The 12,628-nt window shown below is 61.0% G+C and carries 5 protein-coding genes; 2 read left to right on the top strand and 3 right to left on the bottom strand.

Features of this window, described 5'->3' with window-relative positions:
* Positions 1–52 precede the first annotated feature (52 nt).
* Both ACB042_RS06635 and ACB042_RS06630 read left to right on the top strand, forming a co-directional pair.
* Positions 53–1,504, top strand: a complete 1,452-nt coding sequence (locus tag ACB042_RS06635) for a sugar porter family MFS transporter (protein ID WP_120415720.1) — start codon at positions 53–55, stop codon at positions 1,502–1,504.
* A complete protein-coding gene (locus ACB042_RS06630; protein ID WP_371178088.1) occupies positions 1,501–2,358 on the top strand; it encodes an aldose 1-epimerase in 858 nt (285 codons plus the stop codon). The genes ACB042_RS06635 and ACB042_RS06630 overlap by 4 nt, the downstream gene beginning before the upstream one ends.
* Before the next feature lie 95 nt (positions 2,359–2,453).
* On the opposite strand, the gene fdhF is transcribed toward ACB042_RS06630, so the two are convergent.
* The 3 genes from fdhF to ACB042_RS06615 all read right to left on the bottom strand — a co-directional run bounded on the left by fdhF (position 2,454) and on the right by ACB042_RS06615 (position 12,595).
* Positions 2,454–6,620, bottom strand: coding sequence for a formate dehydrogenase subunit alpha (gene fdhF, locus ACB042_RS06625; RefSeq protein WP_371178087.1), 4,167 nt, complete (start codon positions 6,618–6,620; stop codon positions 2,454–2,456).
* A 526-nt stretch (positions 6,621–7,146) separates the two neighbouring features.
* Positions 7,147–8,358: an EAL domain-containing protein gene (locus ACB042_RS06620; protein WP_005353540.1), complete on the bottom strand. Its 1,212-nt coding sequence runs from the start codon at positions 8,356–8,358 to the stop codon at positions 7,147–7,149.
* Positions 8,351–12,595 (bottom strand): ATP-binding protein, encoded by a 4,245-nt coding sequence (locus tag ACB042_RS06615; protein ID WP_371178086.1) that lies wholly within the window; start codon positions 12,593–12,595, stop codon positions 8,351–8,353. Before ACB042_RS06615 ends, ACB042_RS06620 begins: the two co-directional genes overlap by 8 nt.
* Between the last annotated feature and the right edge of the window lie 33 nt (positions 12,596–12,628).

Raw genomic sequence — 12,628 nt, 5'->3', positions numbered from 1 at the left:
CGGTGAGGGGCGCCACTGCACCCTACAATCGACAAGATGATAAGGATGAGTCATGGAACGCACGAAAAATCAATTAGATACAAATGGGCTCAATATGAGCTACATCTGGATGATCTGTTTGGTGGCCGCCTGCGGTGGCCTGCTGTTTGGTTATGACTGGGTGGTGATTGGCGGGGCCAAGCCCTTCTATGAGGCCTATTTCGCCATCACGGATCCGGCCCAGTCCGGCTGGGCCATGAGCTCGGCGCTGGTGGGCTGCGTGCTGGGGGCCGCCATCTCCGGCTGGTCCGCCGACCGCTTTGGTCGCAAGAAGCCGCTGATCCTGGCCGCCATCCTCTTCACCATCTCGGCGTGGGGCACGGCTGCGGCCAGCAACTTCGATCTGTTTGTGGTTTATCGCATCATCGGCGGGATCGGCATCGGCCTGGCCTCTGCGCTCTCGCCCATGTACATCGCCGAGATCAGCCCGGCCAACAAGCGCGGCAAGTTCGTGGCCATCAACCAGCTCACCATCGTCATCGGTGTGCTGGCGGCTCAGCTGGTGAATCTGATGATCGCCGATCCGGTGGCAAGCAATGCGACTCAGGCCGATATTCTGGCGACCTGGAATGGTCAGTCCGGCTGGCGCTGGATGTTCGGTGCCGAACTGGTACCTGCGCTGGCGTTTCTGGTGTTGATGTTCTTCGTGCCGGAGTCGCCGCGCTGGTTGGCCAAAGATGGTCAGTATGAGAAAGCCTCCCGCATGCTCGGCAAGATTGGCGGGGATGCCTATGCCAAGCAGACCCTGGCCGATATCCGCCAGACTCTGGTGGGCGAGACCCACAAGGTCTCGCTGGCGGAGCTGGGCAAACCCTCGGTGCGGCCGATCCTCATCATCGGGATTGTACTGGCAGTCTTCCAGCAGTGGTGCGGCATCAACGTGATCTTCAACTATGCGCAGGAGATCTTTGCCTCCGCTGGCTTTGACATCAACAGCACCCTCAAATCCATCGTCGCCACCGGTCTTATCAACTTGCTGTTTACCCTGATCGCGCTGCCCATGGTGGACAAGATTGGCCGTCGCAAGCTGATGCTGATTGGCTCGGCGGGGCTGACCATCATCTACGGCATGATGGCGGCGGCCTATGCCACAGGCGTACTGGGGATGCCGGTGCTGCTGCTGGTATTGGCGGCGATCGCCATCTATGCCCTGACTCTGGCGCCGGTCACCTGGGTGTTGCTCTCGGAGATCTTCCCGAACCGGGTGCGTGGGCTGGCGATGTCGGCCGGTACGCTGGCGCTCTGGATCGCCTGCTTCGTGCTGACCTACACCTTCCCGCTGCTCAATGCCGGGTTGGGGGCTGCGGGCAGCTTCCTGCTCTATGGCCTTATCTGTTTTGCCGGTCTCATCTTTATCTATCGCAAGGTGCCCGAGACCAAAGGGGTGACGCTGGAGGCACTGGAAGCCCAACTGGCCCAGGGCAAGGTCGAACTGACGCCGACCAAGGCGAGCGCCTCGGCATGACGGTTTACACATTGGGCAACCCGCATCTTCGGATGCGGGTCTCTGCACAAGGGGCCTGCCTGCTGGGTCTGGAGGATGACAAAGGGCGCCCACTGCTTCGCGACACTGACCTGGCGCAGCCCTGGCATCCCGGCCAGAGCGCGCTGTTTCCCATGTTGCCGCTGGCCAACCGGGTCGCAGGCAACCGTTTTGAGTTGTGGGGGGAGGCGTGTGCATTGCCCGCGAGCGAGCTCGATCCCGATTTCTTTTTGCATGGGGATGGCTGGCTACAGCGATGGCAACCGGTGGCGTTGACCGACAGCTCGGTGACTTTGCAGCTCAACAGCCAGAATGGTCCCTTTCACTATCTTGCGGAGATAGACTATCGGCTGCAGGGGGTGAGCCTGGTGGCGCGGATCAGCCTGACCCATCTCGGGGAGTGCCCCTGTCTCTACGGCGCAGGTTTTCACCCCTTCTTCTGGCGCGACGAGCAGACAAAGATTCGTTTTCTGGCGAGCGGCGTCTGGCAAGAGGGAGCGGAGCATCTGCCGACCGACTGGTCGAGCAGGTTGGCGCCACACCTCGATTTTCGCCTGTGGGCTCGCCCGCAAGGGTGGCTCAACCACTGTTACGGCGGCTGGCGCGGTCACGCCGAGATTGACCATCCTGCCCGCCAGCAGCGGCTGCTGGTTTCAAGCGAGTGTGCCTTCCTGATGCTCTATCAGCCCGATGAGGGGAGTGGCTTCGTCTGTATGGAGCCCCAGAGTCACGCCGCCAATGCCCACCACCTGGCCGGTCACCCCGGTTTGCGGCTACTCGCCAGAGGTGACCGCATGAGTATCGGTATGACCCTGACAGTGGCGTCCGGGGGCTGATAATGATCTGGCTTGTGGTATTGGTGAACGCAAAGAGCCACCCGTCGGGTGGCTCTTTTTATGGCGGATTATCCTGCGTGTTAACTGATCTCCGGTCAGGCTATCTCCATCTCTGGCTGTGGTGTCGAGTTGTGTTGGCTGGTCAGCTTGTCGATGCGCACCGCTGCCACCTTGAACTCGGGGATCTTGGCGTGGGGGTCGGTGGCATTGATGGTGAGCCGGTTGGCCGGGGCTTCGGCAAAGTGGAACGGGATAAAGACCACGCCAGGTTGCATCCGTTTGGTCACGAAGGCGGGCAGTTCTATATGGCCGCGGCGACTGGTGACTTTTACCTGCTCGCTGTTGCTGATCCCCAACCGCTGTGCATCCACCACGCTCATCATCACCCGCGGGCCAGCCAGCTTGTCGAGCCCCTTGGTCTTGCGGGTCATGGTGCCGGTGTGGAACTGCTCCAGCAGGCGGCCGGTAGTGAGCACGATGGGATAGGTCTCGTCGGGCAGTTCGGCGGCATAGCGGAACGGGGTCGCGACCATCTCCCCCTTGCCACGGGTGAACTGCTTGGCGTGGAGCAGGCGAGTGCCTTCGGGCGCCGCGTCGTTGCAGGGCCACTGCAGCCCTTGTGCTCCAACCTTGTCCCACTGGATGCCGGCGTATTGCGGGGTGACTTGGCAGATCTCGGCGGTGATCTCCTGCGGGTTTTGATAGTGCCAGTCGCCCCCCATGGCGTTGGCGATCTGCTGGATGATCCACCAGTCCTCCCGCGCGTCGCCCGGTGCCTTGAGGGCGGGGGAGATGCGCTGAACTCGCCGCTCGGTGTTGGTGAAGTGGCCGCTCTTCTCGGCAAAGGAGCATGAGGGGAGCACCACATCGGCGAGCTGGGCGGTTTCCGAGAGGAAGATATCCTGCACCACCAGAAACTCCAGCTGCTTGAGCCCTTCGATGACGTGGTGCTGATCCGGATCGCTCAGCACCGGGTTCTCTCCCATCACGTAGAGCCCCTTGATGCTGCCCGCGCAGGCGGCATCGATGGTCTCGGTGAGGGTAAGGCCGGGCGTGCGCGGCAAGTCTGGCTGCTGCCAGACGGTTGCGAAGCGGGCATGCACCTCGGGGTTGGCCACCTTCTGATAGCCGGGCAGGCAGTTTGGCAAGGCCCCCATGTCACAGGCACCCTGCACGTTGGATTGGCCTCGCAGCGGGTTGATGCCGCCCCCTTCAATGCCGATGTTGCCACACAGCAGTTGCAGGTTGGCGATGGCCCGCACGTTGTCGTGGCCGGTGGTGTGCTGGGTGATCCCCATCGAGTAGTAGATGGCGGTGCGTTCGGCGGTGCCGATGAGGCGGGCGAGCTCGATCACCTGCTCGGCTGGTACGCCGGTGACGAGGGCCACCTTGTCCGGCGTATAGGCGGGGGAGAGCACCTCTGCTTGCAATTCCTCGAACCCTTCCACCCGCGCGGCGATATAGGCCTTGTCGTGCCAGTTGTTCTGGATGATCTGCTGCATGAGGCCGTTGAGCAGCATCACGTCGGTGCCGGGACGGTGGGCCAGATAGAGGCTGGCGTGGTCCGCCATCTCGATCCGTTTCGGATCGGCCACCACCAACCGCGCCTTACCTGTGGTGACTGCCCGCTTGATATGGGAGCCGATGATGGGGTGGGCCGCCGAGGTGTCGGAGCCGATGATGAAGATGAGATCCGAGTGATCGATACTCGGGATGTCGTTGGTCATGGCGCCGCTGCCGAGCGATGCCTCCAGCCCGGTAACGGTGGAGGCGTGGCAGAGCCGCGCGCAGTGATCCACGTTGTTGGTGCCCAGCTCCCGGCGCATGAACTTCTGGAACAGGTAGTTCTCTTCGTTGGTGGTTTTGGCCGAAGAGAAACCCGCCAGCGCATCGCTGCCATAGCGCTGGCGCAGGGCGGTGAAACGCTCGGCCACCAGGGCAATGGCCTCTTGCCAGCTGGCGGGCACCAGCTTGCCATCCTTGCGGATGAGCGGGGTAGTGAGGCGCTCCTCGCTCTGAATAAAGTCAAAGCCGAAGCGCCCCTTGACGCAGAGCAGCCCCTGATTGACCGGCGAGTTGCGATTCCCCTCCACATAGCGGATGCGGTTGCGCGCCTCATCGACGTAGAGGGTGACACCGCAGCCCACTCCGCAGTAGGTGCAGATGGTATTGACCGGCGTGAGCAGTTCGGTGCGCCCCTGTGACTTGTCGCGGGCATCCACCAGTGCGCCGGTGGGGCAGACCTGTACGCAGGCGCCGCATTGCACGCAGTGGGAGTCGCCCATCGAGAGTCCCGTGTCGAACTGCGGCCGGTTCGAGAGGGTACCATCGCTGTTCTTGGCAAAGCGCAGCACCCCCTGTACCGCCTGCTCACCACAGACCTGCACGCACTGGCCGCAGCCGATGCAGCGGTTGGCATCAAAGACGATAAATTCGCTGCTGTTATCCACTGCAAACTTCTGGCATTGACTGGTATCGAGGGCGCGCTGGTCGACCTTGTATTCGGTGGCGTAGTCGCGCAGTGCACAATCGGTGTTGGCCTGACAGCCACACTCGAGGCAGCGGCTGGCCTCGCTGCGGGCATCCTGGTCACTGAGGCCGCGCTCCACCTCGGCAAAGCTGCCCTCGCGATCCTGCTCTGCCAGATGGGGCATGATGGTGCGGGCGACTTTTTTCAGGTGAGCAAACTGGGCGGGATCGACCTGCTTGAGTGTGGGAGCCTTGCAGGCGTTGAAGGGCCGCACCGGGTCGATCATGTCACCGTGGAGGAACTGATCGATGGCCAGCGCCGCCTTGCGGCCATCGGCGACCGCCTCGATGGCGGTGGCGGGCCCGCTGCGCAGATCGCCGATGGCGAACAGGTTGCCGTGGCCGCTGTGCATGGTTTCGGGATGGGACTCCAGCGTCTGCCAGCGGGTGAAGGGGAGGGTGAGGGGCTCCCCTTCCATAAAGCTGAGATCCGGCTGCTGCGACACGGCCGCAATCACGGTATCAAACTCTTCAAGGAAGAACTCGCCGGTGGGCTCCGGGCGGCGGCGACCGGAGGCGTCCGGCTCGCCGAGGGCCATCTTCTCGAGGCGCACCTGACAGACGCGACCAGCCTCATCGGCCAGATTCTCTACCGGATTGGTGAGCATCAAAAAGCGCACCCCTTCGTGCTCCGCCTCGTCGATTTCGTAGGCTTCGGCGGGCATCTCGGCGCGGGTGCGGCGATAGATAAGGGTGGTCTCGGCGCCAAGGCGTACCGCTGTGCGGGCACAGTCAATGGCGGTATTACCACCCCCGATCACCGCAACCTTCTTGCCAGTGGTGAGCCGCTTGGCCAGCATCCGATCCTTGAGGTAATCGACCCCGAGATAACAACCGGCCAGGGTGCTGCCCGGGTAATCCATCGGTACCGCCTTGGATGCGCCGACGGCCAGACAGACCGCATCATAGTCGCGGCACAGTGCCGAGAGGGTGATCTGGTTGCCCAGTCGCTGCTGGGTGTGGATCCGCATACCACTCTGGCACATCAGCGCTATCTCCTGATCGAGGATCGCCTTGGGCAGCCGGTATTCGGGGATACCGTAGCGCAGCCAGCCCCCCGCTTCGGGCATCGCCTCGAACAGATCGACCTCGAACCCCTCGTAACCCAGATAGTAACCGCAGGTGAGGCCGCCCGGGCCGCTGCCGATGATGGCCACCCGCTTGCCCTTGGCGGGCTTCTTTGCCGGTTGATAGGGGGCAACCTCTGCCAGATCGAGATCGGCGGCATGGCGCTTGAGTTGGCGAATGGCGAGCGGCTCATCCACCAGCGCGCGGCGGCACTCTGCCTCACAAAAAGCGGGGCAGACCCGGCCAATGGAGAGGGGTATAGGCAGGGTCTGCTTGATGACTGCCATGGCCGCCTCGTGCTCCCCCATGGCGATGTGATGCAGATAGGATTGAATGTCCACCCCGGCCGGACAGGCGCGCTGGCAGGGGGCTTCACAATCGGCGTAGTGATCTGCGAGGATGCGGCCGAGCGCCTGCTGGCGGTGTGCGCGCAGGGCCTCGCTTTGGGTCGTGATCACCATCCCTGCCTCGGGGGGCGTCTCGCAGGCACGGCGGATGCCGAGACCGGCAATCTCCACCACGCAGAGATCGCACGGTGTCTTGGGGGCACTGGTGTTGTCACCGCACAGGGAGGGGATATCAGTCTGGTGCTGTTTTGCTATCTGGAGCAGGGTTCTGGTCGGGTCAACCGTCAACTGAGCCCCATCGAGGGTGATGGTGATCATGGCGTCATAAACTCGCTTTCAAGGCGCAGAAAATGCTGCATCTGGCGGAGCCAGCAGGGGAAGCGACAGGGAGGCCGCTTGCTATACGCTCACCATAACAAAGATTATTTACAACTTTATTTGATTTTAGACAGCTTATTGTTCAAAAGAGAAAACGATTTCAGGTTGTCTTGTCTACCTCATCGGCATAGAGTTCCATTGAGAGTTATTTCTGTTAAAACAGGTTTTTCATTGCTTTATTGTCAGTTGATGCATCTGGCAGAAGAGAGGCTGCTCTCGCTCGCGGGAGGTGTTATCCGCCAGTAGCACCATTTGTGATGCAACTTATTTTGCATAAATGGTGACTCAAGGCATGCGGCGCATACAGAGCAAAGGGGGGCACTCGGCTGGATAGACGGTTGCTGGAGAGGGGGAGGGCATGCAGTGAGTGGCGAGCCCTAGACAAAGAAAATGGCCACCTTTTGTAAGGCGGCCATGCACGTTGCCGGTCGGTGCGCTGTTGGCACGAAGGGTTGGTCGCAGGAGATCAGCCGGATATCAGGGTGGGCAGTCGGGCTTGCCAGATCTGATGCCAGTGCTGCAGTTCGCTGCGCGGCATAGGGCGGGCGGTGAAGAAGCCCTGACAGATATCGCACCCCAGCTTGGCCAGCAGTTGCCAGGTCTGCACATCTTCCACCCCTTCGGCGACTGATTTCAGCCCCAGCTTGCGTGCCAGCTCGATGCTCGACTCGATGATGGCCAGACGGGAGGGGTCGGCATAGCAGCGATCGACAAAAGATCGATCAAGTTTGAGCTCGGTAAACGGCAGCAGCGCCAGCTGCTGCATCGAGGAGTAGCCGGTACCGAAGTCATCGATGGAGAGGCCAAAGCCGTGCATCCGCAGCCGGGTCAGCACCTCCAGCGCCTTGCCGATATCCTCGACAAACGAGCTTTCGGTCACCTCCAGGGTAATCAGCTCGGGATTGACGCCCCAGCGCTGGCACTGGTTGATCAGAAAGTGGCAGAGGTCTCCCTCAATCAGCGAGGTGGTGGAGAGGTTCATCGACAGATTGAGGGAGAGACCGGTCTGTCCCCACAGATGGCAATCCTGCAGCGACTTGTTGATGATGACATCGGTCAGCTGATCGATAAGGCCGTTGTTTTCCGCCAGCGGGATAAACATGCCGGGGGAGATCAGCCCGTATTCCGGATGCTGCCAGCGGGCCAGCGCCTCCATCCCCACCCACTGGCCGGACGCAAAGCCGACCTTGGGTTGATACCAGGGCAGCAACTGGTCGTTGTCGAGGGCGCGTTTGAGCTCGTCCACCGAGAGGACGAGGCCATCGTCCTTGCCCGAGGGGGCCGACTTGGGTGCCCAGGAGTCGATCAACTGGCGCAGCCGCTGCGGGCTGGAGGGTTTCTCGATGCGACCCAGCACATGGAGGCCATAGGCCGCGCTCATGCGCAGCACGGCCTCCACCACGTCATCTTCCAGCGCGCTGGAGAGGATGATGCCGCCCCGAAAGCCACCCAGCGAGAGGCGGCGTAGCAGCGCCATGCCATCCATGCCGGGCATCCGCAGATCGCAGAACAGGATGTCGACAGTGTGGCTCTGGCACAGCGCCAGGGCTTCGATGCCGTCTGCGGCCTCCAGCAGTTGCTGATAACCGAGCGCCCGGATCTGGTGCATCAGGGTCTTGCGTTGAAACCCGTGATCCTCGACCACCATGATGACCAACTCGTCTGCCGTTCTACTCATCGAGCCACAATCCCATTTCACGTTCAATATTGTTCATCTGTTCTTCCACTCTCTGTGTCAGCAGCGCGAGCTCGCTCAACTGTTTGAGGCGGGCCGCCGATTCCAGTTGCGCCGCCTGCTCGGCCAGGGAGAGCTCCCCGACCATTCTGGCTGCCCCTTTGATGCGGTGGGCGATCTCCACCAGCTCCTGGCTATCATCGGAGGAGAGCGCGCTCATCATAGCGTGGCAATCTTTCCGGTTGGAGGCCAGATACTCCCTTGCCATGCTTTTGGCAATCCCTTCATCGCCAAACAGATCTTGCCAGCGACCGATCATGTCGAGATTGATGGCCTGTCGTGCGGGCACTCTCTCTGTGATCGTAGTCGCGGGCAACCACCGCAGCAGCATCTGGCGCAGTGACTCCAGCGAATAGGGTTTGCACAGCATGCCGTTCATGCCGGCTGCTGTCATATTGGCTGCCGCCTCCTCCGAGGTATCGGCGGTAACGCCGATGATGGGGGCCTGCTCCCCTTGTTCCCGCAGGTGGCGGGTCAGGGTGTAGCCATCCATGTGCGGCATGTGGCAGTCGGTGATCAGCAGGGCGAAATCCCGGGTTTTCCAGGCGTGCAACGCCTTCTCGCCATCTTCCACTACCTCGCACTCCACCCCCAGAATCGCCAGCTGACGGGTCAGCAGGGCGCGATTGACCAGATGGTCATCGGCGACCAGTACTCGCCCGCCCAGTTTTTCGATGCTGGCGGCATGGGTGGTCACGGCTCGCCCGGTGATCAGCTCGCGGCAGCTTTCGAGCAACAGATCCGGATAGAGGGGGGATTGGCCGAGGCGCCACCAGTTCTCCGAGCCTATGCGTCCCCGCAACGCTTCGCGGGGGGAGAGGATGACCCCCTTGAGAGTGCCGGACTGCAGCAAGGTGTGCCAATCGCTCCCCAGACTGGACTCCAGCGCGGCCTCTTCCGCCAACAGCAGGCCGTCGAGATCGGCGGTGAGCTGGTGGATATCGAGGGGGCTCAACCGGGCGCCGAGCCGTGCCATGGTGGCCTGCAAGGCGGCATCGCTACCCAGCCACCACCATTCGCTGCCCGCCAGTGCGGGTGGTTCCCACAGGACATTGAGCAGCGGGATGCTGAAGCGGAAACAGGCCCCTTCACCGAGCTGGCTCTTGACCGTCAGGGTGCCGCCCATCTTCTTCACCAGCTGATCACAGATGGCCAGGCCCAGACCGGTGCCACCAAAGCGGCGATTGATATCTGATTCCACCTGCTCGAACGGGGTAAAGAGCAGCGCTTGCTTCTCTTCGGCGATGCCGATGCCGGTATCTGTCACCGCGATAACCAGCTGCTGGTCGTGACAGCTGACCTGGATCGAAATGGCGCCCTGCTCGGTGAACTTCACCGCATTGTTGAGCAGATTGGAAACCACCTGGCCCACTCTGACCGGATCGATATCGGCCAAGTCGGGGAGTTGATCCTCCCACTGGAGCGTGACCTTCAGCCCCTTGCTGTAGGCCAGTGCGGCATGGCCGCGGATCACATCGCACACCACTGGTTGCAGACGGCAGGATTGGCGATTGAGGTGCAGCTGACCCGCCTCTATTTTGGAAAAGTCGAGGATATCGTTGACCAGATAGAGCAGGTGGTTGGCCGAGCTCTCCACATTGCGCAGCAGATAGCGCTGGTCATCATTGAGCTCACTCATGCGCAGCAGCTCCAGCATGCCGTGCATGCCCGAGATGGGGGTTCTCAGCTCATGGCTCATGGTGGCCAGAAAAAGGCTGCGAGCCTGCATCGCCTGCTCGGCCGCGGCGCGCGCCTCACGCAGCTCATGCTCCTGTTGCTTGATAGCGGTGATGTCCTGCACCACGCCATTGAGCAGGCGATCATGGCCCTGTTGCGCCACAAAGTTGCCGCGGATCTGGATATAGCGCTCCCCCTGAACAGAGGGCACCAGCACCTCCATATCGAGCGGCTCAAGGGTTTGCGCATGTTTGGCCACCTTATCGATAAAGGTGGCCATAGCCTCATCGTTCAAGCCGAGGATCACGCCGCCAGACTCGGCTGCCATCAACTCTTGGTGGGTCATCCCGAGAATGTCGCTGGCCCCCTGGGACAGATAGAGGAATTTCCCCTTGCCGGCCCCTTGCCAGAGATATTGATAGACCAGACCCGGCATGCTGTCGGTGATGTCCCGCAGCCTGCCCTCCACTTCCCGCACCTTGTTTTCGGCGGCCTTGAGGGCACTGACATCGGTCAATACCGTCAGCACCCCCTGAATCTCGCCGTCTGCTGCGCGATAGGGCAACTTGACGTAGACCACGTGAAGGGGCACATCTCCCTCGCGCTGGGTATAACCCGATCCTTGGAAGATCTCGCCGGTTTCCCAGACCGCACGCTCCTCGCGCAACATCTGTTGCCGCTCGTCCTCGGTCATATAGCCCCAGCGATCACCTTCTTCCCCATCACCGACAAACAGCTCGCGGTATGCCCGGTTGCTGAGGGTCAGGCGATGATCGCGATCCCGCAGCGCCACCATATTAGGCAGGGAGTCGAGCAGGGTCTGGATGAACACCAACTGTTCATTGAGCGTCTTCTCGGCCCGTTGTCGCTGCACGATCTCCCGTTTCAGGGTACGGTTCCAGGCCCAGAACAGGGTAAACAGCAGGGTGGCAGTTGCGCCGCTCATTACGAACCAGAACAGCACTGTTTCGTTATTGATGCCGGTCTGCACGCTCATGGAGAGCCAGCGTCTCTCCACTTTATTGAGCTCCTCCGGCGGTATCGAATAGAGCACCTTGGTGAGGATCCGCTGCAGCATGGGATCTTTGCGCGTGGCCATGGCGATCGGCAGGCGCAAGTCTTTGCCGGCATAGACCACCTGATAGCGTTCGCTCACCCGCTTGTTGATGGATGGCAGGGTGACCATCACGTAGTCGGCATCGCCCGTGTCCAGCAGTTCCAGCAAGCGGTTGTCATTGTTGACCTCTACCGGATGGGCGCCGATGTGGGTCAGTAGATCTTTATCAAGCGAGCCATGCACCATGCCGACCCGTTTCCCTCGCAGCAGTGAGAGATCGGTGATATCGGCACTGCGTTTGGGGGCAATAACGACCCGATCGACAAACAGATAGCCGGGGGTGAACAGCGCAAACTGGCCGCGATCGTGGTTGGGGGAGATGGCCGGAATAAAATCGATCTGCCGCAGCTTCAGCATATTCTGGGTTTCACCCCAGCTATTGGTGCGAACCAGAGAGAACTTCAGCCCGGAGACTTGCTGCATCAGCGCCATCAGGTCCGCCACATACCCGACCAGTCGGCCCCGGTAATTGAATTCGCTCATGGAGGTCCAGTCCGGGGAGACGCCGTAAGTGAGCTCAGGATGCTGGTTGAGCCACTCCTGCTCCTCAGGGGTAAACTGCACAGACTTCACCGCTCCTGAGTCCGCATGTTGGCTAGTCGTGGTAGCTGCCAGCATATGACGACGATCTTCAACCGGTATCTCGTTGAATGCCTTGCTCACCAGGCTGACCAGTGCCGGGTCGCTCTTGTGCATATTGATAGAGAGAGACGTGCCGCTTACCCATTTCGGAGTGGCAATGGTGAAGCCAGCCTTGGGGTGCTGATCTTTCATCATCACCAGTGACGGCATGTCGGCAAGATAGGCGTCAGCCATGCGCTTTTTGAGCATAAAGGCTGCTTCGCTGCGACTCTCTGCCTCGGTCACACGGGGAAATCCCAGTTTTTTCAATTCACTGCAAGCATTGACTCCCGTGACACAGATCCAGTGCAAACCATGGGCATCCTGTCGTGACAACTTCGTTTTGCCATTGTTGAGCAGCACGCCGCGTGGCATGGAGAGCAAAAACGGGAGGGAGACAATATTGGATCGCCATTGTTCGCTTGGCTGGTCGTTCACCAGTATGTCGATTGCGCCGTGGCCAAGCCCGGTTAGCGCATCCACGTAGGAGGGGTAAACCTTGTAGCGCAGGGTCAACCCGAGCGTTCTGGCAATCTGCTGCGCAATGTCGGGGACTGGGCCGGTAAAGCGTTGATCTGCATCCTTATAGCTGTATGGAGGGTCACCCATCATCGGCATGCCGATGACCAGCTCCTGGTGTGATGACAGCCAGGCGCGTTCAGACAGATCAAACTCGTCTTCATTCAGACTGGTAATGGCGTGCGCCGCCACGCCCCAGAGCAGTAGCAGGAGAAACAGGAATAGACGATCACATTGGCGGAGCATCAGAAGGAATCCAACAGAATTGGGCGCATATTG

Source organism: Aeromonas sp. S13(2024), from assembly GCF_041402405.1.
GTDB lineage: Bacteria > Pseudomonadota > Gammaproteobacteria > Enterobacterales > Aeromonadaceae > Aeromonas > Aeromonas veronii.
The sequence above is the reverse complement of the archived record's forward strand: the minus strand, read 5'-3'. Positions and strand labels throughout refer to the sequence as shown.

Bases quoted from the DNA above. Each gene is read 5' to 3' on its own strand.
- fdhF (WP_371178087.1), bottom strand. From the start codon at position 6,620: ATGATCACCATCACCCTCGATGGGGCTCAGTTGACGGTTGACCCGACC.
- ACB042_RS06620 (WP_005353540.1), bottom strand. From the start codon at position 8,358: ATGAGTAGAACGGCAGACGAGTTGGTCATCATGGTGGTCGAGGATCAC.
- ACB042_RS06635 (WP_120415720.1), top strand. From the start codon at position 53: ATGGAACGCACGAAAAATCAATTAGATACAAATGGGCTCAATATGAGC.
- ACB042_RS06630 (WP_371178088.1), top strand. From the start codon at position 1,501: ATGACGGTTTACACATTGGGCAACCCGCATCTTCGGATGCGGGTCTCT.
- ACB042_RS06615 (WP_371178086.1), bottom strand. From the start codon at position 12,595: ATGCTCCGCCAATGTGATCGTCTATTCCTGTTTCTCCTGCTACTGCTC.